Below are 24,767 nucleotides of genomic sequence, written 5' to 3'. Positions count from 1 at the left end.
TGCAGCCCATCGCGCCCCCTGTGGGAGCGGGCGCGCCCGCGAACACCGGCGCAGCCGGTGCCATGCACCGCGTTGGATTCTTCGCGGGCGCGCCCGCTCCCACAGCGCCCCCTTACATTTGAACGCCAAGCGTCAAGGTCAGCCGAGGCCCACGGTCCAGGCTGTCCAATGCCACATCCGCCAAAGGCTTGGCCAGCTCCAGCGCCACATTGAACAAGCGCCCATCGCCCAACCGCACACCAAGCGCCGCCGAAGCCAGGTGGGCATCCTCCACAGGCCCCCGGTTATGCCAGGCCTGCGCCGTATCCAACACCACATAGGGCTGCACCAACGCCAGCCAATTGGCGTGCATGCTGTAATTCACCTCGTAAGCCACACCCCAGCCCTTGTCCCCGTCCGCCTGGTCGCGCGGGTAGCCACGGCCGAAACTCTGCCCGCCAAACCCCGCACGCTCGCTGTCGGGCAAGCGGTCATCACTCCAGTACAACGCCCCGGACACTACCCCCTGCCAGTTACCGAGCAACCTGTCGCTCTGCAAACCGGAAAGCCGCAACCGCAGAAAATCCAGATCGTAATCGGCATCGCTGCGCGCCCCCAGGTAATCCAGGCCTTGATAGACCCCAGCGCTGACGATACGCAAACGGCCCTCTTCCACCTTGCGCCAGTCGCCCTCGAATGACAGCGCACGCACGTAGGTGTCGTAGTCCCGTGCCGATGGCACCCCATCCACCCGGTCCTCGAAGTGCTCACTGACCGAATACACCTGCCCCTGCACCACCATCCATTCATCCGGCCTGACGATCACCGGCTGGCGCAGGCCGATCGCATAGCGATCGCTGTTGCGCTTGCGGGTGATGTCACGGCCATCGTCCAGACGAATCCGCGTGCCGGGCTCGCTGCGGTAGCGCGAAGCCGACAGCAGCAGCTGGCTGCCGCCCGCGTCCAGGTACTGGCTGTAGGCCAGGCGCTGGTAATGCACCTGGTCATCCCCCGGCGGCAGCAACAGGCTGGCCTCGATCTGTTCGGCAAATCGGGTCTGGGCGTGGCTGGTTGCTGTCATCAGCGCCTGCGCATCGTCGCGGTTGCCATCAGCAACGGTAACAGCAGCGCTGAACGGCTTGCGCTGCGCATGCACAGTCAACCGCGCAGCACCATCAGCGGCTTGCGCCACGGCCAGCTGCGGATCTATCGTCACCCCCGGCAGGCGCTCGGCCAGGCCCAGGTAGCGCTCCAGCGTTTCCCGGGACAGCGGGCGCTCGGTGGCGAGCCGCTCCAGCAGTTGGTGCAGATAGGCGCCGGCCGGGCCAATATCGCCGTCCACGCGGTAATCACGGATATAGCCTTCGACCAGCACCACATTGACCCGGCCATCGGCCACCTCCTGCGGCGGCAGGTAGGCGTACGACAACAGGTAGCCTTCCTGCCGATAGCGCTGGGTCAGGCGCGCGGTGTACTGCTGCAGCTCGCCCAACGTGGTCTGGCGCCCGATCAGCGGTTGGTAGTGTTCGCGCAGGTCGCTCAAGGGGAACACCGTGCCGCCTTCGAAGCGCACTTTATGCAGCACCAGCGGGGTATCCGCAGGCGCCCACGCGGGGCTGTCGCCATCCACCCCGGCCAGCTGCAGGTGAGCGCTGACCGGGCGGTAGGCGTCTATCGGCAGGTTGGCGCCGGGCAGGCGACGTTCGTACTCATGGCTGTCGAGAAAACCCGGCAAAGGTTCGGCATGGGCCGCAAGCGCCCAAGGCAGCAACAACAGGGGCACGGCCAGAGGACGCATAGGGCGCTCCATGTTCCCTGGGGCTGCGTTGCAGCCCTTCGCGGGCGCGCCCGCTCCCACCGAGATCGCGCATTTCCTGAACTGTGGGAGCGGGCGTGCCCGCGAAGGGCCGCAAAGCGGCCCCAAATTGCTTGACTGACAGGCATCAGGGGCGCCAGCCGGTAACACCCGTTACTTGCAAGCGTAGGTGCTGCCTCGGCCCTCGTCGAACAGCTACTCGCTGACCTGGAACGCCACGCGCGCCGTCTCGCCGCTTTCGTCCAGCGCGCTGATTTCCGCCTGGCCTACCTGTTGGAAGCGCACCAGCAGGCTGTCCTGCCCCTGGGTTTCGCCCAATGGCTGGCCGTTGAGGAACCACCAGCGCCGCCCGCCGCCGCCCAGCGCCGACACATACAGTTGCAACGGTTCGCTGCTGGTGGCCGGGCGGCGCAGGTTGTCGCCCGGGCGCACGCCCACGATCGAAAGCGGTGGCGCGCTGGCCGGCACCTGCGGCGGACAGGCTGGGTCGATGGCCGGCAGGCGCGCCGCACGCCGTTCCACGCGGGGCAGCCAAGGCTCCAGCGGGGCGGGCCATAGGGCGATGTCGCGGGCCTTGGCGCCCGGGCAACTGCCATCGACGCGCAGCCCCTGGTCGTTGACCCATACGCTTTCGCGCAGGCCCAGGCCGAGTGGCTGGTCGGCGGCCTGCAGGGTTGGCGGCGTAGTGCCGTCCAGGGTCCAGGCGAAACGCTGACGCCGGCAGTTGCGATCCTGTTTGTTCATCGGCTGGCCCAGCGGCCAACAGATCGCCGCCACGCCGACATTGGCCGGCACCCGCTCCACCGGCACGCCGATACCACGCTGGCTGTCACGGTTGCTCAGCAGGTCGTGCACCTGCAGCATCAGCGGCGCCGCCGAAGCCAGCCCGAATTGGCCGGGTACCGGTGTGCCGTCGGGGCGGCCGATCCATACGCCGATCAGGTAGCGCGGGCCCACGCCGATCGACCAGGCATCGCGAAAGCCGTAGCTGGTGCCGGTTTTCCAGGCCAGTTGCGGGCGTTGCACCAGCTCGGCATGCGGGTCGCGGTCGGGGCGCGCCTGGCCGCTGAGGATGCGCCGGATGATCCACGCGGCCCCTGGTGACAGCAGGCGCCGTTCCAGCAACGGATCCTGCGGTTGCAGGCGCACCCGCGCACTGTTGCCACCCCGCGCCAAAGCCGCGTAGCCACCCACCAGGTCCTCCAGGCGGCTGCCCGCGCCACCCAGGATCAACGACAGGTTGGGCTCGGCCAGGGGCGGCAGTATCAGCGGCATGCCCGCCATGCGCAGTTGCGCGGCAAAGCGTTTCGGGCCGTAGGCCTCCAGCAGCTGCACCGCCGGCAGGTTGAGCGACAGCGCCAGCGCCGAACTGGCCGACACCGGCCCGCTGAAACCCATGGAGAAGTTGCCGGGGCGATAGTCGCCATAGCGTCGCGGCACATCCTGCAGCAACGACTCGGAATGGATCAGGCCGTCATCCAGCGCCATGCCGTAGAGGAACGGCTTGAGGGTGGAGCCCGGCGAGCGCAACGAACGCACCATGTCGACATGCCCGAAGCGGCGCTCGTCGGCCAGGTCGATGGAGCCCAGGTAGGCACGCACCGCCATGGTCTGCGCATCGACCACCAGGATGGCGGCGGAGGTGCGCTCCGGCAGCCGTGCGCGCCAGCCCAGCAGCAGGTCTTCGAGGCGACGCTGCAGCGCGGCGTCGAGCGTAGTGCGGATCAGCGGCGGGCTGTCGGCGCTGTTCAGGCGCCGGGCCAGCAGCGGCGCCAGGGCCGGTTCCTGACGTGGCGCCAGCACCAGCGGTTCTTCACCTGCCTCACGGATTTGCTGGGCCGGCCACACCTGGTATTCGGCCAGGCGTTGCAGCACCTTGTCCCGGGCGCGCTGGGCACGCTCGGGGTGGCGGTCCGGGCGCAGGCGGCTGGGCGCCTGGGGCAGCACGGCCAGCAGCGCCGCTTCGGCCGGGGTCAGGTGCATGGGCGACTTGCCCAGGTATGCCCAACTGGCGGCCGCCACGCCCTGCAGGGTGCCGCCGAAAGGCGCGCGGTCCAGGTAGATCTGCAGGATCTCGCGCTTGGACAAATGCCATTCCAGCTGCGCCGTGCGCCACAGCTGGCGCAGTTTGCCGGCCAAGGTGCGTTCATGCGGGTCGAGCAGGCGCGCGACCTGCATCGACAGCGTGCTGCCGCCCGACACCACACGCCCGCCACGCAGGTTCAGCCAGGCTGCGCGGGCCAGGGCCAACGGGTTGACCCCGGGGTGGCTGTAGAACCAGCGGTCCTCGTAGGTCAGCAGCGCCTGCAGATACAGCGGCGAAACCTCGTCGGGGCTGACCGGGTAGCGCCACACGCCATCGGCATCGGCAAAGCGCCACAACGGCGTGCCGTCCTCGGCCAGCACCACGCGGGCCAGGTCGTCGCCGGGCATGGGCAGCGGCCAGAGGCGGTCGGCCAGCCACAACAGGCCGAACAGCACCAGCATGCCGATCACCGTGGCGCGCAACAGCCTGCCCGCACGGGTACGCGGCCGCGTTAAGCTTGGCATCGGGAACCGACCTGGCCAGGTGATGGCCAAAGGCTTGGGAACGGCAACATCGCCGATTCGTTCATCAGGAAGCAACTATGCATGTAGAAGGTTTTTTCGAGTGGCTGGGCCAGGCGCTGGGGTCGTTGATCCGCTTCATCGTCGACGCATTGAGCGGGCTGTTCAACCTGCTGGCCAATGCCGGAGGCAATTTCATCGATGGCCTGGCGCGCACCTTGGGCATGGAGACCTCGCTGCTCAGCATCCTCGCCCTGATCATCGGGCTGGTGCTGCTGTACTCGGCAATCCGCGCGTTCATGCGCGCCTCGATCATCCTCGGGATCATCTGGCTGCTGCTGGGGTTGTGGGTGATGAGCTGGGTGATTCACTGAACAAGGCCGGGGGCCGCGTTGCGGCCCAATCGCCGGCAAGCCAGCTCCCACCTCGACCGCGTCGCCCTCAAGCCATGCTCCATCCTGTGGGAGCTGGCTTGCCGGCGATGAGGCCGGTAAAGGCGACACAATTCTAGCGGGCTTTTACGGTCATCTCCCCTTGCCCATCCCCCACGGCCTGCAGGTTTGGCCGGTACATCGACTCGACCTGCGGCGGCGGCACGCGGTAGGTGCCCGGGGTCACTGCCCGTGCCAGGTACAGCAGGTGGGTGGTGCCGTAACTGTCCAGCTTGAGCGCAGCGACGTAACGGTCATCGCGATACTCCTGGTGCACCACGCTGGCGTTCTGCATCGACTCGCGCCATTCCTTCACCGCACTGCTGGCGTTGTCCAGGCTGGCGGCACTCTGCGCCAGGTTCTGGTTCTCCAGTTCCAGGCCTGCCGGTAGCAAGTCCACCACCAGCGCATCCGGCACCCGGTCTTCGGCCTTGAGCGCCAGGTGCACCAGCACCAGGTCACCGCTGCGCAGGTTGTGCAGGTCCAACGGCTGGCCATTCATGCCCAGGTACTCACGGCGGATCTGCATGCCGTTGCCACCGGCCGCAGGCGCCTGGCGTGGGTAACCCGACAAGGTCAGTTGCTGGTACAGCGTTTCGCTGCCTTGGTTCTGCACACTCAATGGCGAAGCCAGCAACGGGCCTTCGAGCTTCATGCCGGCCTCGGCATTGTTGAACTCGCGCACTTCGCCCGCGCTGTCCAGGCGCGCCTGCCACTGGCCTTCCGGCTTGCCTAGCAGGCCACGGCCGGCCAGGAACAGCGCATTACGCTCCTGGGTCGACAGCCAGCGGTTGGCCGCCAGCTCATCCGACAGGGCGAACAGGCGCTGGTCGACCTGGCGGCTGGCCAGGTTGCTTTCCTGCAGCAGCGCCAGGATCAGTGCCTGGTCGCGCAGGGCGCTACCATAGTCGGCCATCCAGCCTTTACCGCGGCTGATGCCCAGGCCTGCCTGCAGGGCCTGCTCGGCACGCGGCTTGTCGCCCATCTTGTCCAGCGCCACCGCCAGTTGCACCAGTGGCAGGCCAGAGCGGGCGTCGGCGCGGCGTTCGAACAGGCCACGCAGGGCACCCAGCGGCGCCTGCTGGCTGCGCGACAGCACCAATGCCGCATAGGCCTGCACGGCGAAGCGGGTGTGTTCGGCGTTCTCGCTGTAGTCGACTTCGATCAGGTTGCGCTCCTGCAGGTAGCGCAGCAGGCGCTCGCTGGCCTTCTTCAGCGCTTCGGCCGGCACACCATAGCCTTGGTCACGGGCGCGCAGCAGGAAGTCGGTGACATAGGCGGTCAGCCAGTATTCTTCTTCGCTGTCCGAGCTCCACAGGCCGAAGCTGCCGTTGTAACGCTGCATGCCCAGCAGGTGCTCGATACCCATCTCGATCTTGCGCTTGCGCACATCGGCTGGCTCACCCTTGATGCCCAGGCGCTTGAGGCTGTCGGCATCGGCATACAGCGACGGGTACAGGCCGCTGGTGGTCTGCTCCAGGCAACCGTAGGGGTAGGCTTCGAGGGCACGGATCTGCTCGGCCAGGTTCAGCGGTGGCCGGCTCGACAAGGCCAGGCTGGCTTCAAGCCCGGCGGGTTCGAAGGCGGCCAGGTCTGCTTCAGGCAGGGTCCATGGCTGGTCCTTCAAGGCCACGCGGTAGTGCTTGAGCATCGCCGGGTAGGCCGGGCGCACGCCCAGCGTCCACTCGCGTTCGAACGCGCCGGTCGGCTCGTTCGGCAACTGCAGGCCAGTGACCCGCACATGCACCTTGCCCTGCCCCAGGCCTCCCTGGGCCTGTACCGGGATCATCAGCGTCGAGCGCTGGCCTTCAGCCAGGGCAACGTTCTGCACGGCGTTGGCCACCAGGCTCAGCTGCCCTTCGGTGCTGATTTCAACGTTCAGCTGCTGGGCACGGCCCGACAGGTTGGCCAGGTCCAGCGCCAGGCTGGTGCGGTCGCCACCGGCCAGGAAACGCGGCGCCGAGAGCTCGGCGATCAGCGGCGCGGCGACCACGGTCTTGCCTTCGGCCATGCCGAACTGTTCCTCGGTCCAGGCCTGGGCCATCAGCCGCAGTTCGCCATTGAAGTCGGGGATATCGACCGTGGCCTGGCCCTCGCCCTTGTCGTCCAGGGTCACCGGCAGGCTCTGCTGGGCGACGATGGTCACCGTCGTGTTGGGGCGCTTGCCACCCTTGGCCATCGCCGCGTCACCACCAAATGCCAGGCTGGCCAGGCGGCCCTGGCCGGCTTCGATCAACTGGCCGTAGATATCCAGCTGGTCAGCACCGTAAGCCTTGCGCCCGAACAGGCTGGCGAACGGGTCGGGGGTCTTGAAGTCGGTGATGTTGAGGATGCCCACGTCCACCGCCGACAACAGCACATGCACCTGTTTCGGCACGCTGCCATCGGCATTTGCAGCCTTGACCTTCACGGTCAGCGGCTGTTTCGGGCGCATTTTCTCCGGCGCCTGCAGGCTCACCGCCAGCTTGCGCTCGGCGCGGTTCAGCGGCAGGTGCAGCACGCCCACCGCGCGTTTCGGCGTGGCGTTGGCCTTGCGCTCACCCGGGCGGATCACCAGCGCGCTGATGTACAGGTCGTGGCGGGCCCACTGCTTGTCCAGCTGCACGTCGAACGTCTTGCCCTCGGCGGGCACGTCGATCTCCTGCCACCACAGCGGGCCATCGCTGGACTCGATCATCAGGTAGCCACTGCCGGCTGCGGGCGGGGTGACGGTGACCTTGGCGGTAGCACCGTCGGCGTAGGCCGGTTTGTCCAGCGCCAGCTTGACCTGGTCCGGCCGCACCGCGCCGCCTTCGGCGTTGTCCTGGGCGCGGTAGCCAGCCCAGAAGCGCGCGCTGGACACCAGGCCCGTCTCCGGATCCTCCACCTCGACACGGTACGGGCCCCATTCCACCTGGAAGCTCAGCTTGGCGGTGGAGCCGGCCTTGACGCTGACGGTCTCTTCGCTCTGGGTCAGGAATTTCTCGTTGTAGGCGTAGCTCCAGCCATCGCTCTGCGAGTAGTTCCAGTAGTAGTCGCGGCGCTCGCGTACCAGCCGCACCTTGAGGTCGTTGGCCGCCAGCTTCTTGCCGTTGCGGTCGGCCACCAGGAACTCGAACTCCACCGGCCCGTCACTGTCGGTTTCCTCGCCGTCGAACAGGCCACGCAGGCCTGGCAGGCGCTCGGCCGGCCAGATGGGTTGTTCCAGGCGCCGGGTGATCGGCCGGCCACCGGACTCCTGCAGGCTGGCCTGCACGGTCAGTTGCAGCGGCGAGCGGGCTTCGGCCCAGCGGCTTTCGATATCGACCACGGCCTTGCCGGCCTGGTCGAGGTTGACTTCGTCCAGCTCCAGGTCCTGGTTCAGCTCGGTTTCGGTGACCGAGCCGAACTGGTAGCCAGGCAGCGCCGGTACCGCCTCGCGCAGCGGGCGAACATAGGCCTGGCCGCTCAGGCGGTTGCCGGCAGCCGGGGCGCCGTAGAGGTAACGGCCATTGACCTGGATGCGCGCATCCTGATCCGGAGACAACGGTTTGCTGCTGCCCTTGAGTTCCAGCGCCAGGCGCTCGGGCAGGAAGTCTTCGACGAGGAATTCATACACCTGCTTGCGCCCGCCGCCCAGGTCGAGCAGCAGTTGCCAGCGGCCGGTCGGGGCCTCGCTGGCCAGCTGCAGCTGGTACTGGTACAGGCCATTGCCGTCGGCTTCCCAGACGAACTTGCGGCTGACCTGCTCATCCGGGCGACGCACTTCCACGCTCACTGGCTGCGCCTTGACCGGCTTGCCGTCCTGGTCGCGCAGCAGGCCGTTGAGCAACACCGTTTCACCGGGGCGATACAGGTCACGCGGGCCGAAGATGAAGAACTGCAGCGGGTTGGCCTGCGGGCCGGTGATGTCGAACTCGGCCAGGTCCAGCGCCGCGCTGCTCAGGCGCAGCAGGGTGGTGTGCACACCCTGGGTGGCGATCAGGGTGTCGGCCTTGGGCGTGATCGGCAGCTGGGCGTGGCCATCGCTATCGGTGCTGGCCTGAGCCAGCAGCTTGCCCTTGTCGTCATGGATTTCAAGGTTGACGCCGTTCATCGCCTTGCCACCTTCCAGGGCCTGGGCGAACACATCGAGGCGGTCGCGGTAGCGATGCGCGGACACACCGATGTCGCTAAGAGTGAACAGCGTCGCTGGTTGCGAGTAGTCGTAGGTGCCCGAGGCTCGCATCACCGCCAGGTACACGCCTGGCTCCTGCAGCGGCTTGATGCCGGCGATCGGCAGCAGCACGGTCTCGCGGGTGTTGCGTGCGGGGTTGAGGTCGAAGCGGCCGCTGTAGACAAGCTCGGCCATGTCCAGGGTTTCCTTGGACTGGTAGTAGTACAGGCTGCTGTTGCGCCCCCAGTTGACCAGGAAGGTCGAGAGCATGTCGGGCTTCACGCGGAAGAACTCGACATCGACCTTGTCGACGTTGAGGGCGATCACCGGCAGGCCCTCGGCCAGGCGCGTGGGCAGCAGCGAACCGCGGCTGGCGAAGCCGATGGTCGGCTGCATGTCGCGGGTTTCCAGGCGGCTGATCGACTCGCTGTCCAGTTGCTTGCCATTGACCGCCAGCAGGCCCTTGTCGACGGTCAGCACCAGCTTGCGCTGCGGCTCCAGGTGGCGCAGGCGCAGCTCCATCTGGTTGTCGGAGAGCTCCCAGGCGCCGTCGAGCTTGCCTTTGACGGTGTCGACCAGGTGCACTTTGCTGGCGAAGTCCTGCTTGGCATCCAGCGGCGCGGAGAAGCTGATCGACAGCGTCGCGGCGCCATCGAGCTGCACTTCGGAAACATCCAGCACCGTCAGCTCGCGGCCCTCGTAGCGTTTGGCGAGTACGGCCGGGTCTTCGCGTTGGGGTGCCGCGGTGGCGGCGGGCGCTGTGGCCGCCGGCTTTTCGGATGGCGCCGGCTTGTCCGGCGTCGAAGAGTCACAAGCACTGAGCAAAGCCAGCGCGCAGGCCAGCAACAATCCTTTGTTGAACATGGAGTAGAACTCTTAGGCAGCGTGTACGTGAGGGCAGCAACTATAGCGCAATAGCGGGTGCAGTACCTGGCGTTGCGCGCATTGGTTGCCAGGCCGTTACACTGTGCCATTTGTTAAAAGGAGGGCCGCTTCGCGCCCCTTCGCGGGCTTGCCCGCTCCCACAGGTTCGGCGCCGGCCGCAAGAACAACACTATCCTGTGGGAGCGGGCGTGCCCGCGAAGGGGCGCGCTGCGGCCCCCAGGGTCCCATGGAATGCAAATGTCCCAACTCTCCACCGACTGGCAGCACCGCCCCACCCACCACAAGGTCTGGGCCCTGGCCGCGCCGATGATCCTGTCCAACATCTCCGTGCCGCTGGTAGCCCTGGTCGACAGCACGGTCATCGGCCACCTCCCCCACGCCCACCAGTTGGGTGCCGTAGCCGTGGGCGCCACGCTGTTCACCTTCATGGTCGGCCTGATGGGCTTCCTGCGCATGGGTTCCACCGGCTTCGCCGCCCAGGCCGCCGGCCGTGGCGACGGTGCAGCGTTGCGCCAGGTGCTGGTACAAGGGCTGCTGCTGGCGGTAGGCTTCGCCCTGCTGATCGGCCTGCTGGCCCTGCCCTTCAGCCAGTTGGCGCTGCACGCGATGGAACCCAGCGCGGCCCTGCAGCAAGCCACCGAAGACTTCTTCCATACCCGCCTGCTCGGCCTGCCCGCGGCACTGGCCAGCTACGCCCTGGTCGGCTGGTTCCTCGGCACCCAGAACGCGCGGGCGCCGCTGGCCATCCTGCTGACCACCAACCTGCTGAACATCGCCTTGAACCTGTGGTTCGTGCTTGGCCTGGGCTGGGGCGTGCTAGGTTCGGCGCGGGCGTCGGTGATTGCCGAGTGGAGCGCCGCCCTGCTCGGCCTGGCCCTGACCCGCCCGGCCCTGCGCGCCTACCCGGGGCAGATCGTGTGGGCGGCGCTCAAGCGCTGGCAGGCCTGGCGGCCGCTGCTGGCGGTGAACCGCGACATCTTCCTGCGCAGCCTGGCGCTGCAACTGGTGTTCCTGCTGATAACCGTGCAGGGCGCTCGCCTGGGCGAAGCTACCGTGGCGGCCAATGCCCTGCTGCTCAACGGCCTGCTGCTGACTGCCTATGCGCTCGACGGGTTGGCGCATGCGGTGGAGGCCCTGTGCGGCCATGCCATTGGCGCCCGCGACCGCGACACATTGCGCCGCTCGCTGGTGGTGGCCTGTGGCTGGTCGCTGATCACCAGCCTGGGGTTTGCCGGGTTGTTCCTGCTGGGCGGGCACCTGTTCATCGATTTGCAGACCGACATCGAGAGTGTGCGGGCAGCGGCTTATCCGTACCTGCCGTACCTGGCATTGCTGCCGTTGATTGCGGTGTGGAGTTATTTGCTGGATGGCTTGTTCATTGGCGCGACACGGGCGCGGGAGATGCGTAATGCGATGTTGGTGTCGGTGGTGATTGCGCTGCCACTGGCGGTGGCCATGAGGGGGTTCGGCAACCATGGGTTGTGGTTGGCGTTTCTCGGGTTCATGGGGTTGCGGGCAGTAACGCTGGGATGGATCGGATGGAAGCTAAACGATGAGTGGATCGGTGGATAAGGACACACAATATGAAAGATATGTTGGGTTGACTCTCTCCAAGTCTCAGGCCGATAAATGCAGTACCCATGGAGGGGGCGTGCCTTAACTGGGTCATGGTGGGGTGAGTCTCCTTATGGTGATGATCCTGAAGACCAGGAATGGATCAGGAAAGGTATTGAATATGCCAAGTCACACGGCTACTAGATGGCTGATAGGAGGGTTGTTTGTACTCACCCTTGGGCAAGCCCTATGGATTTTTTCCGCAGATTCGACTCCAGCACTGACCAAGATCGTATCTGTAATGCCAATTGGAAAAAAAAGTGCCGTTTATGAAGTGCTCAGCGATGCTGGCGGTGCCACGGTGCCGCTGACCTACCTGTACTTTGTAGCTGAAAAAACACAGCCAGATGATCAGGCATTGCAGAGCCTTCGGAGGCTTACGCCCTTCCTCGTCACTCGGCAATCGGGAGCGGTAAAGTACGTTGAGGGCTTGAGAATAGCGGCTCGCACAGAGGAACAGGTCTACAGTTATTCAAGCAACTCAGTCCTCAGAGAAGATGGCGCAGTCTTGCCTGTTACAATCGAGCTCACCGCAACGGCTCGACAAAAGTAAAAAACAAAAGGGGCCGCATAGCGACCCCTTGGTTTGTCAGGAAGACAAGTACGAAGACCGCGTCAACCCAAGCCGCAACGCATCCAGGAACTGTGTCCGCTCCCGCGCAGTGATCTTGGCGCTGGCCACCTTGTCACGGTAGTGCGTCATCAACTCCTCCGGCGACAGGTGCACGTAGCGCAGCATGTCTTCGATGGTGTCGTGGGTCTCGATACCGGCGTGGTACACGCTACCGTCGGCGTTCTGGTAGATGTTCACCGAGTCGGTGTCACCGAACAGGTTGTGCATGTCACCGAGGATTTCCTGGTAGGCACCGACCAGGAACACACCCAGCAGGTAGTCCTCGCCCTCCTTCACCGCATGCACCGGCATGCTGGTCTCGATGCTCTGCTCGTCGACGTACTGGTTGATCTTGCCGTCGGAGTCGCAGGTCAGGTCCTGCAGCACGGCACGACGCATCGGCTCTTCGTCCAGTCGGTGCAGCGGGATGATCGGCAGTACCTGGCCGATGGCCCAGGTGTCCGGCAGGCTCTGGAACACCGAGAAGTTGCAGATGTACTTGTCGGCCAGCTTGTCGTTCAGCTCGTCCAGCACCTGGCGGTGCGAGCGCTGGCGGGCTTTCAGCGAGTTGTGCAGGCGGCGGCACACAGCAAAGTAGCACTGCTCGGCCAGGGCCTTCTCGGCCAGGCTGATCTTGCCATCGGCATACTGCGCGGCCACGTCACCCATGTAGTGGGTGGCGCGCCAGTAGGTCTCGGTCACCATCTCGATGTCGGTCGGACCGAGCAGGTCGACCAGCCACTGCACGGTCTCGGGCAGGGCTTCCTTGTTCTCGATGGTCGGCACGTCGTCGTTGTGCTTCTCGACGTCGGTCACCTGGATCACCAGCATGGCGTGGTGCGCGGTCAGCGAACGGCCGCTCTCGGAGAAGATGTGCGGGTGCGGCAGGCCCTGCGCGTCGCAGAACTCCTTGAGCATGCCCACCACCACGCCGGCGTAGTCGTCCATGTCGTAATTGATCGAGCTGGCATTGCGCGAGTGGGTACCGTCGTAGTCCACGCCCAAACCACCGCCAACGTCGATATGGTCGACTGGCAGGCCCAGCGCACGCAGCTCACCGTAGTAACGGATGGCTTCCTTGAAGCCGTGCTGGTAGTCGGCCAGGTTGGCGATCTGCGAACCCATGTGGAAGTGCAGCAGGCGGATACCCTGGTCCAGGCCGGCATCGCGGAAGCGCTGCACCACCGAGATCAGCTGGGCGGCGGACAAGCCGAACTTGGACTTCTCGCCACCGGTGTCGGCCCACTTGCTCGAGGCCAGCGACGACAGGCGCACGCGCAGGCCGACCTGCGGCTTGACCTTGAGCTCGGCAGCCTCATCGATCACCAGGGCCACTTCCGACTCTTTCTCGATGACGATGAACACGTTGTGGCCGAGCTTCTGGCCCATCAGCGCCAGGCGGATGAACTCGCGGTCCTTGTAGCCGTTGCAGACGATGGTGCCGCCCTTCGGCGCCAACGCCAGTACTGCCAGCAGCTCGGGCTTGGAGCCGGCTTCCAGGCCAATGGAGACGTTCTGCGTGGCGATGATGTTTTCCACCACCGCTTCCTGCTGGTTGACCTTGATCGGGTACAGCGCGGTGTACTTGCTCTGGTATTCCAGGCGCGCGATGTTGGCATCGAAGGCGCCGGTCAGCTGGCGCACGCGGTCCTGCAGAATGTCGGGGAAGCGCACCAGCAATGGCAGCGACAGGCCGCTCTGGCGCAATTCGTCAACCTGTTCGAACAGGTCGATCGGTGCGCTTTTGGGGCCGTTGGGGCGTACTTCGACGCGCCCGGCTTCATTGATGGCGAAATAACCAGCGCCCCAATGGCGGATACCATAAACACTGCGGCTGTCGGCCACGGTCCATTGGCTACCATCGTCTTTGCGTGTGCGTCGTACGGACATTCAAGTCCCCTATAGATAAGTCGAAGACACTGCCCCGCAAGGAGGCGGGCGCAGTGTAAAAGCCAAAAATGACGATTCGTCCGTGCCCTGGGGTAGACCCTGGTCACGGCAACGAGTTTAGAAAGCACTGGGCAAAAAATCGCGTGGCCGCATCAGCCGCCGGACTTTTTCGCCTTGAAGCCCTGCTTGGTCAGCTCACCGATCAGCAGTTCGACATGGTCGCCCTGGATTTCGATGACCCCATCCTTCAGAGCGCCACCGGTACCGCAGCGGCGCTTGAGGGTAGAGGCCAGCTCCTTGAGCTGATCGAGCGGCAGCGGCACGCCGGTGACGGTGGTCACGGTCTTGCCGCCGCGGCCCTTGCTTTCGCGGCGCACACGGGCAATGCCATCGCCTTCGGGGATGACCTGCTGCTTGCAGGTACAGGCATCCACCGGCTGGCTACAGTCGGGGCAGTGCCGACCGGTGTCGGTGGAGTAAACGAGACCGCCAAGGGCGGCGAAGGAAGAAGCTTTCTTGGCCACTTTTGTTCCTCTGTGCTGAGGACAAAAACTGGTCGGCCCCAGGGGGTTGAGCCCGACCGCGAAGCCCCACTCTGGCAGGGGCGGCGCTACCACCGCAAGACCTGCGGCAGCCCGAAAAGGGCGCGCAGTGTAACGATAAATCCGGCTGTTGCTAAGTACTGGAATGCGGCATTTTGCGAATGTTTTGCGACTATTCGCGGGCACGCCCGCTCCCACAGGTACGGCGCCGCTCTCGAACACTGCACAGTCCCTGTGGGAGCGGGCGTGCCCGCGAAAGGGCCGGCACTGCCAAAACAACTATCCCAGGCTGGCTTTGTAGCGCTGCAACGCCGCCAACGAGTCCGGGCAATACGGCTTGGTCAGGCTTTCTTGCTCAGCCTGCTCCAGGCCAATGAAGCGCGCCTCGATCACCTCTTCCGGCTGTAACCGCAACGGCGCATCCGACACCGCCGAATACACCGCACACCATAAGTGGTTATCTGGCTGGTCAAAGTAGAACCGCTCATGAAAACGCAGCTCCACACCGTCGATCCCCAGCTCCTCGGCCAGCTCCCGCGCCGCCGAATCGGCATACGCCTCCCCGGCCGTCACCATGCCGCCTGCCGCCACATCCCAGTACCCCGGGTACAGCGCCTTGCTCAGGGTGCGCCGGTGCACGCACAGCTCACCGGCACTGTTGAACAGCAGAATGAACGTGCAACGCCCGATCAGGCCGCGCTCGCGCAGTTCGGCGCGGGGCAAGGCCCCCAGCACCTGGTCGGCTTCGTCCACCCAGGTGACCAGTTCTCGGTCGGAAGCCGCCCGGTGGGCGGCTTCGTTCGGGCTGATCGCCATCGTCAACCCTGCGACAGCAGCTGACGCAGGTCGATGACCGCCGCGTTGGCCCGGGAAATGTAGTTGGCCATGACCAGCGAGTGGTTGGCCCACATGCCGAAGCCGCTGCCGTTAAGCACCATCGGGCTCCACAGGGCTTCCTGCGAGGCTTCCAGCTCACGGATGATCTGGCGCACGCTGACCGTGGCGTTCTTCTTCGCCAGCACGTCGGCAAAGTCCACTTCGATGGCGCGCAGCAGGTGCGACAGCGCCCAGGCCTGGCCACGGGCTTCGTAGAACACGTTGTCGATCTGCAGCCATGGGGTTTCTACCAGCTCCTCGTCCACCTGCGGCGCCTGGCCGGCAACCAGCGACTCGGTCTTCAGCGTGGTATTGAGCTTGACCCGGCCAACGCTGGCCGACAGGCGCTGCGACAGCGAGCCCAGGCGGGTGGCCACGTCACCCAGCCAGTTGTTCAGGTTGTCGGCACGGGTGTAGAAGATTGCGCCCTTGTCGCCGGCAGCCAGACGGGTCTGGTAGCGGGTCAGCGACTTGATGCCCTCTTCGAACTCCGACTCGCTCGACGGCAGGATCCAGCTCTTGTTGTCGAAGTTGAAACGCGGCTCGGCCTTGGCCAGGTCGGCGTCTTCGGTCGACTGCGACTGCGAACGGGCGAAGTCCTTACGCAGGGCACGGGACAGGTCGCGCACCTGGACCAGCACGCCATATTCCCAGCTCGGCATGTTGTCCATCCACAGCCCTGGCGGGAAGCGGTCGTTGGAAATGTAGCCACCGGGCTTGTTCAGCAAGGTGCCGGCCACGGTCTTGAGGGTTTCGATAGTGGTGTAGCCCACCACCATCTGCTGGCCGGTACGCTCGGCTGCGGCCTGGGCGTTCTGCTGCACCGGGAACAGCTCCGGCTCCTGGCTCCAGTACCAGCCCAGGCCGATACACACCAGCAGGTACAACCCGATCAGGGTCCCCAGGGCACGGCTCCAGAGGCCGCCAAGGTAGCTACGGGCGGCGGCGCCACGGCCGTCGACACGCTCGCGGGGCTCGGCTTTGGCCTCGCGGTTTTTCCAGTCCAGCATGGCTTTGTCCTTAATCAGTCACGACGGTTCAGGGGCTTGGACCACAGGCCTGCGCCAGGGTGCCACGGCAAGCCCGCGTGGCAGCACTATAAAGCAGACACCGCCTTACGCATAAGCGACCAATCGGTCAGCAACTGAATATTCGTTCTGACCGCTTTGTTGATGCAGCGCACTCACGCACCTGAAAAGAACTGCTAGCATAGAGCCATCATTGCCCCTGCACACCCCAACCTACAAGTAGCCAGGACATGAGCCAAGCAGCCGAGCCGAGCCCGCTGTGCCCCGCCCAACAGCTGACGCGTAGCGGCCTGCGCAAGGACGACCCGCTCGACCAGGTGCTGCTGCCGCCCCTGCGCAAGCCGGTGTATATCCTGCTGCAGGACCACGAACGTGCCCAGCGCCTGGCCCAGCAACTGGAATTCTTTGGCCTGGTGGTGCAGGCGCTGCCCAGCGCCGCGGCGTTTCAGGCCTCGATCGGCGAATACCCGCCCTCGGCCATCATCCTGGATGTCGACTTCAACGGTGCCGGCCAAGGCCTGCTGCTGGCTGCCCAGGTGCAGCAGGGGCTGGCCCGGCATATACCGCTGCTGTTCTTCAGCCACCACGAAACCGACACCCCGACCCGCCTGGCCGCCGTGCGCGCCGGTGGCCAGGACTTCCTCACCGGCACCCTGGAAGCCTCCAGTCTGCTGGAAAAGGTCGAACTGCTGACCAATGCCACCCAGCACGACCCGTTGCGCGTGCTGATCATCGACGACTCGCGCACCCAGGCGTTGTACACCGAGCGCGTGCTGGCCAGTGCCGGCATGATCACCCGCAGCCTGACCGACCCGATCCGCACCATGGCCGAGCTGGCCGACTTCCAGCCAGACCTGATCATCCTCGACCTGTACATGCCGGCCTGCACCGGCCCTGAGCTGGCCAAGGTGATCCGCCACAGCGACCGTTATGTGAGCGTGCCGATCATCTACCTGTCTGCCGAGGACGACCTGGACAAGCAGCTGGATGCCATGAGCGAAGGCGGTGATGACTTCCTGACCAAGCCGTTTCGCTCACGCCACCTGATCACCACCGTGCGCAACCGCGCCGCCCGCGCCCGGCACCTGAAGGCGCGCATGGTGCGCGACAGCCTGACCGGGTTGTACAACCACACCCACATCCTGCAACTGCTGGAAGACTGCAGCTTCCGCGCCCGTCGCGAGCAGCAGCCGTTGAGCTTTGCCATGCTCGACATCGACCACTTCAAGAAGATCAACGACCGCCACGGCCACCCCATGGGCGACCGGGTGATCAAGAGCCTGGCGCTGTTTCTCAAGCAGCGCTTGCGCAAGACCGATTTCATTGGCCGTTACGGTGGTGAAGAGTTCGCCATTGTCATGCCCAATACCGCGCTGGACGCGGCGCACAAGGTGCTGGACGAAATCCGCCGGCGCTTTGCCGAGATTCTCTACCCGGCGCAGCCACGGGACTTGCAGTGCACCTTCAGTGCCGGGGTGGTGCAAATGGATGAGGGGTTGGATGCGCTGACCATGGCCAGTGCGGCGGACGAGGCGCTGTATCGGGCCAAGCATGCCGGGCGTAATTGCGTGGTGCGTGTAGAGCCCTGAGTTCTTCATCGCCTGTACCGGCCTCTTCGCGGGCTTGCCCGCTCCCACAGGGATTACGCTGCATTCAGGTCTGGTAGATATCCTGTGGGAGCGGGCGAGCCCGCGAATAGGCCAGTACAGGCAATACAGATACAGGCACTGTGCCACTTTTTTATGGCATCACCCCCTTGTCGTCATCACCACGTCACAAAATCGCAATAACTTCAGCCACCGACCTCCCCCTCCCCGCAGGAAGCTCGCGGCTATGCGCCTGAAGTGGCTGACCAATTTCAACACCCTGTTGCTGGTAACCGTGTGTATCGCCCTGGGCGCCACCCTTTGGTGGTCGCAGCGGGCCCTTGAGCGCCCCTACCAGTTGATGGAGCGCTACCTGGGCCTGTCCCAGCAGTTCCAGAACCAGGCGGCCCGCAACATCCAGGCGTACCTGGGCAGTGGCGATGCCCTGCGCCACGCCGCGGCGATGGAGGCCAACCAGCAACTGCAGGCCGCGCTGGCCGAGTGGCCCAGCGAACTGGCCGACAAACTGCGCCCCAGCCTGGACAGCCTGCAGGCCTTTACCGCCGAGGAGCTGCTGGCCGCCGGCAAGCTGGCCGGCGACCCGCAAGCCCTGCTGCTGCAGGCCGAGCGGGAACTGGGTGCCAACTTCGAACAACTGGCCGGCTACGCCCGCGACAGCGGCAGCGCCGACGCCAACCGCTATCTAGTGCCACTGCTCGACGCCACCGTGCACCTCGGTCGCCTGTCGCTGGCCCGGGACAAGCTGGTCAGCAGCGGCCGCCCGGAGCTGGCCGACGAAGTGGAGCGCGAGCTGCAACTGATCCGTGCCCAGGCCCAGGCGATCGACGCCTTGCCCTTGCTGGGCGTAACCCGTAGCGCCGAATCCGGTGCCGACGACTTCGCTGCGATGATGGGCCTGGAAACCCAGGCCAGCGCCCAGCAGGAAGACATTGCCGTCGGCCTCAAGCGCGAACTGCAGAGCCTGCTCGGCCGCTACCCGGCGGAACTGCAGCGCACCCGCGAACAGATCGAGCGCCGTGTCGCCCTGGCAGCCAGCACCGGCCAACGCCTGGAGGCCGTGCAGCAGGCCATTGCAGCACTGGAGCCCGAGGTACGCGCCCAGCATGGGAAAATTGCCGGCGAAGTGCGCATCATCCAGGGCCTGATGATCGGCCTGATCCTGCTTATCGCCCTGCTGATCGACACCTTGCAACGCCGCCTGGCGCGCACCCTGACCGGCCTGGCCCCGGCCCTGTCGCGCTGGGCCGAGGGTGACTTCGCCGAGGCCATCGCCCTGGGCAGGACCAACCGCGAACTGCGCGACATCCAGGAATCGCTCAACCGCCTGCGCCAGTACCTGGTGGAGCTGGTCGGCACCATCCGCCACAACGCCGAGCAGGTGGCTGGCAGCAGCCACGCCCTGGCCGGCATGAGCGCCGCCCTGCATGACGGCGCCGAACGCCAGGCCGGCGACACCGGGCAGATCCGCGATGCCTTGGGTGAGCTGGAAGCGACCATCCAGCAAGTGGCCGGCGACGCCAGTGCCGCAGCCGACGCCAGCCGCGATGCCGGGCGTGCAGTGGAGCAGGGCCAGGCGGTGATCGGCCAGAGCCTGTCAGGCTTGCGTGAGTTGGTCGACGAGGTGCAGGGCAACGCCCGCATGATCGAACAACTGGCGGAGGAGTCGGCCACCATCGGCGGCGTGCTGACGGTGATCCGCTCGATTGCCGAGCAGACCAACCTGCTGGCGCTGAATGCCGCGATCGAAGCGGCCCGCGCCGGTGAGATGGGCCGTGGTTTCGCCGTGGTGGCCGATGAGGTGCGTTCGCTGGCACAGCGCACCACCGGGGCGACCGGAGAGATTCAGGCACTGATCGACCGCTTGCAGCAGGCAGCTAGAAGTTCGGTGGCCGGGATGCGTGCGCAGCTTGAGCATGCCGAGGCCACGGCCAACCAGGCGCAGGCGGCGGATGGGGCGCTGGACGAGATTGTCTGTGCCATTCGCACCATTTCGGACACTGCGGTGCGGATTGCCGATGTCACGGCGCAGCAGAGTGGTGCCGTGAGCGAGATTCGCGACCACAGCGAGCGGATTCATGAGCTGGGTGAGGACAACCTGCAGCGCATTGGCGAGGGGCGCGAGCAAGGCGAGCAGCTGCTGAGCCTGGGTGGTGAACTGAACCGGGCGGTGCGGGCCTTCAGAGTTTAAGCTGGCCTGTGCTGGCCTCTTCGCGGGCATGCCCGCTCCCACAGGGATAGCGCATGGCTTGAGGTTCATGCGGTCGAGGTGGGAGCGGGCATGCCCGCGAAGAGGCCGGCACAGGCAGCACATGAGCCAGCGGCCATGTGTCGCCCATGCCACCAGCATGGCCCCAACCTGCACCAACTCCGCTATCATGCCCAGCACGTTCCACCTCGCGAGTCCGCCATGCGCCGCCTGTTTTTCCTGCTGTTCCTGCTGCTGGCCAGCCCTGCCTTCGCCACGGGCCTGCTCGACAACCGCCCCAGCGCCACCCTCGGCGCAGCTTCGCTGGCCAACAACGCCGACTTCCTGCCGGTACACGAGGCCTTCAAGCTCAGCCTGGTCCAGGCCGATGCGCAAACCATCAAGCTGCGCTTCGTCGCTACCGACGGCTACTACCTCTATCGCCACCGCTTCCAGTTCCGCACCGAACCGGCCGACATTGCCCTGGGCACACCAAACATCCCCAAGGGCGAGGCCAAGCACGATGAGTTCTTCGGTGATGTCGAGGTATACCACGGCGTGCTCGATATCGAACTGCCGCGCAACGACCCGCGTGCCTTCACCCTGCTGGTGGGCTACCAGGGCTGCGCCGACAAAGGCCTGTGCTACCCCCCGGAAACCGCACGCCTGAGCATCGATGGCGAAGGCGGCGCAAGCGCCCCGGCCAGCGGTGAACACGCCTGGACCTGGAAGTCGCTGCTGCTGTTCTTCCTCGCCGGGGTGGGCCTGACGTTCACTCCCTGCGTGCTGCCGATGCTGCCGATCCTCTCCGGCGTGGTGCTGCGTGGCCAGGCCGGCGGCCTGCGCGGGCTGGCGCTGTCGCTGGCCTACGTGCTGCCGATGGCAGCCAGCTTCGCGGTACTCGGCGCCCTGATGGGGTTGTTCGGCGCCGGCCTGAACCTGCAGGCGCGCCTGCAGTCGGCCTGGGTGCTGGTGCCCTTCGCGCTGTTCTTCGTGGTGTTCGCCCTGGCCATGTTCGGCCTGTTCGAACTGAAACTGCCGCAAGCCCTGAGCAACCGCCTGAACAATGTCGCCAGCCACACCCGGGGCGGCTCGCTGCTGGGCGCGGCAATACTGGGCGTACTCTCCAGCCTGCTGGTTTCGCCCTGTGTGTCGGCGCCGTTGGCCGGTGCGTTGCTGTACATCAGCGCCAGCGGCGATGCCCTGGGCGGCGCACTCAAGCTGTTCGCCCTGGGCCTGGGCATGGGCGCACCATTGCTGCTGGTAGCTACCGGTGGCGCGGCCTGGCTGCCGAAAAGCGGCCCTTGGCTGAACACGGTGAAGAACGCCATCGGCGTCCTGCTGCTGGGCTTGGCCATCGGCTTACTCAGCCGTGTGCTGCCAGGCCCGCTGACCTTGCTGCTGGTCGGTTTCCTCGCCGCTGGCGTGGCGCTGTTCCTCGGTGCCCTCGAATTTGTCGTCAAGACCGCGCGCCAGCGCCTGGCCCAACTGCTCGGCCTGGCCTTGCTGGTGTACGCCCTGGCCTGCTGGTACGGCGCCCTCAGCGGCCACGGCGACCCGCTGCGCCCGCTGCCGCCGGCAACCCTTGTGGCCACCGGCAACGGGCCGGCGGTGCAGGCGGATAGCTGGCAGACCATCACTACCCCCGCCGCACTGGACGCCGCCCTGGCCCAGGCCAAGGCGGCCGGCCAGCCGGTACTGCTGGACTGGTACGCCGACTGGTGCATCAGCTGCAAGGTGATCGAGCGCGAGGTGCTCACCGCCCCACAGGTGCAAGCGCAACTGGCTGGCTTCAAGCTGCTGCGTTTCGACATCACCGAAAGCAATGCCGAACAACGCAGCCTGCTCGACCGCTACCAGCTGTTCGGCCCTCCCGCCCTGTTGTTCTTTGCCACGAACGGTAGCGAAATAACCGCTGATCGGGTCATTGGCGAGATAAATGCCGGTGAATTCGCGCAAATTCTGACACGCGTGCGCGGCAAAGTCGGTCTATAACTTCCCGCGAGCTGTGAAAAATCCTGAAATCAGTGACCAAATTTAATTATTTGGTCACATACTTCGCGCGAACCTCGGACATCGTGCTGGCTATTGCCGGGAACTGGACACTTGCCGTCGCTTTACGGCACACTCGCCGCGCTGTGTCGAATTGCCCTACAAATCCAAGGAATCGCAGATGGCAACGCTACTGGTGCTCCACGGCCCCAACCTCAACCTGCTCGGTACCCGCGAGCCTGGCCACTACGGCGCCGTGACCCTGGCCCAGATCAACCAGGACCTGGAGCAACGTGCCCGCGCCGCAGGCCACCATCTGCAGTACCTGCAGAGCAACGCCGAATACGAACTGATCGACCGCATTCACGCCGCACGCAACGAGGGTGTGGACTTCATCCTGATCAATCCGGCTGCTTTCACCCACACAAGCGTCGCATTACGTGACGCATTGCTTGCGGTGAGCATCCCATTCATCGAAGTGCACCTGTCCAACGTGCACAAACGCGAACCGTTCCGCCACCACTCCTACTTTTCCGATGTTGCCGTAGGGGTGATTTGCGGCCTGGGCGCCAGCGGTTATCGCCTGGCCCTGGAGTCCGCGCTGGAACAACTGGCTGCCAACGCACAGCCCAAATGATGAAAACCCTGGCCTCAGTGGGCCAGGGTTCGAGAGAAACGTTTCAGATACGTTTTTTGTATTTCGCCCCCTGACCGAACCTTTGGGAGTTGATGATTAATGGATATCCGTAAAGTCAAGAAACTGATCGAGCTGCTGGAAGAGTCTGGCATCGACGAACTGGAGATCAAGGAAGGCGAAGAGTCGGTCCGTATCAGCCGTCACAGCAAGACCCCAGCTGCCCAGCAGTACTTCGCACCGGCTCCGGTAGCCGCTGCCCCTGTTGCTGCCCCGGTCGCCGCTGCCGCTCCGGCCGCTGAAGCCGCTGCCGCTGCCCCGGCCCTGAAAGGCACCGTGATCCGCTCGCCGATGGTAGGTACCTTCTACCGCAAGCCTTCGCCGACCTCGCCGAACTTCGCTGAAGTTGGCCAGAGCGTGAAGAAAGGCGACACCCTGTGCATCGTCGAAGCCATGAAGATGATGAACCACATCGAAGCCGATGTTGGCGGTGTCATCGACGCCATCCTGGTAGAAGACGGCCAGCCGGTTGAGTTCGACCAGCCGCTGTTCACCGTCGTTTGAATCGCGGAGAGCCAACGATGTCTGGGAAGCTCGAAAAAGTCCTGATCGCCAACCGCGGGGAAATTGCCCTGCGGATCCTGCGTGCCTGCAAAGAGCTGGGCATCAAGACCGTCGCCGTGCACTCCACTGCCGACCGTGAACTGATGCACCTGGGCCTGGCAGACGAGTCGGTCTGCATCGGCCCTGCATCGTCCAAGGATTCCTACCTGCATATCCCGGCAATCATCGCTGCCGCCGAAGTGACCGGCGCCACCGCGATTCACCCGGGCTACGGCTTCCTGGCGGAAAACGCCGACTTCGCCGAGCAGGTGGAAAAATCCGGTTTCGCCTTCATCGGCCCGAAAGCCGACACCATTCGCCTGATGGGCGACAAGGTTTCGGCCAAGGACGCGATGATCAAGTCGGGCGTACCGACCGTGCCGGGCTCCGATGGCCCGCTGCCGGAAGATGAAGAAGTCGCCCTGGCGATTGCCCGTGACGTCGGCTACCCGGTGATCATCAAGGCCGCCGGTGGCGGTGGTGGTCGCGGCATGCGCGTGGTGCACAAGGAAGAGGACCTGATTTCCTCGGCCAAGCTCACCCGTACCGAAGCCGGTGCAGCCTTCGGCAACCCGATGGTCTACCTGGAGAAGTTCCTGACCAACCCACGTCACGTGGAAGTACAGGTACTGTCCGACGGCCAGGGCAATGCCATCCACCTGGGCGACCGTGACTGCTCGCTGCAGCGCCGTCACCAGAAGGTACTGGAAGAAGCGCCAGCCCCGGGCATCGACGAGAAAGCCCGTCAGGAAGTGTTCAAGCGCTGCGTCGATGCGTGCATCGAGATCGGCTACCGTGGTGCGGGTACTTTCGAGTTCCTGTACGAGAACGGCCGCTTCTACTTCATCGAGATGAACACCCGCGTGCAGGTTGAGCACCCGGTGTCGGAGATGGTGACCGGTATCGACATCGTCAAGGAGATGCTGAGCATCGCCGCTGGCAACAAGCTGTCGTTCCGCCAGGAAGACGTGGTCATCCGTGGCCATGCGCTGGAATGCCGTATCAACGCCGAAGACCCGAAGAAGTTCATCCCGAGCCCAGGCAAGGTGAAGCACTTCCACGCCCCGGGCGGCAACGGCGTGCGTGTGGATTCGCACCTGTACAGCGGTTACTCGGTTCCGCCGAACTACGACTCGCTGATCGGCAAGCTGATCACCTACGGCAAGGACCGCGACGAAGCCATGGCGCGCATGCGCAATGCCCTGGACGAGATCGTCGTCGACGGCATCAAGACCAACATCCCGCTGCACCGCGACCTGGTGCGTGATGAAGGTTTCTGCAAAGGCGGCGTCAACATTCACTACCTCGAGCACAAACTGGCTAGCCAGGAGTGATCGCGTAGTGTGATGTACCGAAACCCCGGACTTGTGCCGGGGTTTTTTATTGCCTGTCAGGGCCTCATCGCCGGCAA

General features: G+C 65.2%; 16 protein-coding genes. 9 read left to right on the top strand and 7 right to left on the bottom strand.

What is annotated here, in order from left to right:
• Positions 1 to 112: 112 nt before the first annotated feature.
• Both B2790_RS08250 and pbpC read right to left on the bottom strand, forming a co-directional pair.
• Positions 113 to 1,777: a ShlB/FhaC/HecB family hemolysin secretion/activation protein gene (locus tag B2790_RS08250; RefSeq protein WP_286918598.1), complete on the bottom strand. Its 1,665-nt coding sequence runs from the start codon at positions 1,775 to 1,777 to the stop codon at positions 113 to 115.
• A 213-nt stretch (positions 1,778 to 1,990) separates the two neighbouring features.
• A complete protein-coding gene (pbpC, locus tag B2790_RS08245; RefSeq protein ID WP_085693325.1) occupies positions 1,991 to 4,345 on the bottom strand; it encodes a peptidoglycan glycosyltransferase PbpC in 2,355 nt (784 codons plus the stop codon).
• A gap of 77 nt (positions 4,346 to 4,422) precedes the next feature.
• Between pbpC and B2790_RS08240 the strand changes: the two genes are divergently transcribed.
• Positions 4,423 to 4,716 (top strand): hypothetical protein, encoded by a 294-nt coding sequence (locus B2790_RS08240; RefSeq protein WP_013970720.1) that lies wholly within the window; start codon positions 4,423 to 4,425, stop codon positions 4,714 to 4,716.
• A 133-nt stretch (positions 4,717 to 4,849) separates the two neighbouring features.
• Here B2790_RS08240 and B2790_RS08235 read toward each other — a convergent pair whose 3' ends face one another.
• Positions 4,850 to 9,751: an alpha-2-macroglobulin family protein gene (locus B2790_RS08235; RefSeq protein WP_286918597.1), complete on the bottom strand. Its 4,902-nt coding sequence runs from the start codon at positions 9,749 to 9,751 to the stop codon at positions 4,850 to 4,852.
• 258 nt (positions 9,752 to 10,009) lie between these two features.
• On the opposite strand from B2790_RS08235, the gene B2790_RS08230 reads away from it, so the two are divergent.
• Positions 10,010 to 11,344 (top strand): MATE family efflux transporter, encoded by a 1,335-nt coding sequence (locus B2790_RS08230; protein WP_286918596.1) that lies wholly within the window; start codon positions 10,010 to 10,012, stop codon positions 11,342 to 11,344.
• A 115-nt stretch (positions 11,345 to 11,459) separates the two neighbouring features.
• Positions 11,460 to 11,939 carry a hypothetical protein gene (locus B2790_RS08225; protein WP_286918595.1) on the top strand — a complete coding sequence of 160 codons (480 nt, stop codon included), beginning with the start codon at positions 11,460 to 11,462 and terminating at the stop codon, positions 11,937 to 11,939.
• Between the two features lie 36 nt (positions 11,940 to 11,975).
• On the opposite strand, the gene speA is transcribed toward B2790_RS08225, so the two are convergent.
• The 4 genes from speA to B2790_RS08205 form a co-directional block, all read right to left on the bottom strand.
• On the bottom strand, positions 11,976 to 13,889 hold the full coding sequence (gene speA, locus B2790_RS08220) for an arginine decarboxylase (protein WP_025337567.1): 1,914 nt from the start codon (positions 13,887 to 13,889) through the stop codon (positions 11,976 to 11,978).
• A 152-nt stretch (positions 13,890 to 14,041) separates the two neighbouring features.
• Positions 14,042 to 14,413, bottom strand: a complete 372-nt coding sequence (locus tag B2790_RS08215; RefSeq protein ID WP_003257057.1) for a translation initiation factor Sui1 — start codon at positions 14,411 to 14,413, stop codon at positions 14,042 to 14,044.
• A gap of 297 nt (positions 14,414 to 14,710) precedes the next feature.
• The gene (locus B2790_RS08210; RefSeq protein WP_025337566.1) at positions 14,711 to 15,247 is read right to left on the bottom strand and encodes an NUDIX hydrolase; all 537 of its coding nucleotides are present in this window, start codon (positions 15,245 to 15,247) and stop codon (positions 14,711 to 14,713) included.
• A gap of 2 nt (positions 15,248 to 15,249) precedes the next feature.
• A complete protein-coding gene (locus B2790_RS08205; RefSeq protein WP_013970713.1) occupies positions 15,250 to 16,317 on the bottom strand; it encodes a DUF2333 family protein in 1,068 nt (355 codons plus the stop codon).
• A gap of 248 nt (positions 16,318 to 16,565) precedes the next feature.
• Here B2790_RS08205 and B2790_RS08200 point away from each other — a divergent pair, with 248 nt between their 5' ends.
• The 6 genes from B2790_RS08200 (at position 16,566) to accC (ending at position 24,690) form a co-directional block, all read left to right on the top strand.
• Positions 16,566 to 17,924, top strand: a complete 1,359-nt coding sequence (locus B2790_RS08200; protein ID WP_137162909.1) for a diguanylate cyclase — start codon at positions 16,566 to 16,568, stop codon at positions 17,922 to 17,924.
• Between the two features lie 244 nt (positions 17,925 to 18,168).
• On the top strand, positions 18,169 to 20,130 hold the full coding sequence (locus B2790_RS08195) for a methyl-accepting chemotaxis protein (protein ID WP_025337564.1): 1,962 nt from the start codon (positions 18,169 to 18,171) through the stop codon (positions 20,128 to 20,130).
• 219 nt (positions 20,131 to 20,349) lie between these two features.
• Entirely contained in the window at positions 20,350 to 22,122 is a 1,773-nt protein-coding gene (locus B2790_RS08190; RefSeq protein WP_286918594.1) for a protein-disulfide reductase DsbD, read from the top strand.
• 178 nt (positions 22,123 to 22,300) lie between these two features.
• The gene (gene aroQ / locus B2790_RS08185) at positions 22,301 to 22,756 is read left to right on the top strand and encodes a type II 3-dehydroquinate dehydratase (protein WP_003255330.1); all 456 of its coding nucleotides are present in this window, start codon (positions 22,301 to 22,303) and stop codon (positions 22,754 to 22,756) included.
• Between the two features lie 99 nt (positions 22,757 to 22,855).
• A complete protein-coding gene (gene accB, locus B2790_RS08180; RefSeq protein WP_075044486.1) occupies positions 22,856 to 23,317 on the top strand; it encodes an acetyl-CoA carboxylase biotin carboxyl carrier protein in 462 nt (153 codons plus the stop codon).
• 17 nt (positions 23,318 to 23,334) lie between these two features.
• Entirely contained in the window at positions 23,335 to 24,690 is a 1,356-nt protein-coding gene (accC, locus tag B2790_RS08175; protein WP_003257054.1) for an acetyl-CoA carboxylase biotin carboxylase subunit, read from the top strand.
• Positions 24,691 to 24,767: the final 77 nt, after the last annotated feature.

It is taken from the genome of Pseudomonas sp. UBA6753, from assembly GCF_002453565.1.
Classification (GTDB): domain Bacteria; phylum Pseudomonadota; class Gammaproteobacteria; order Pseudomonadales; family Pseudomonadaceae; genus Aquipseudomonas; species Aquipseudomonas putida_Z.
This window is presented reverse-complemented; position numbering and strand designations above follow the sequence as displayed.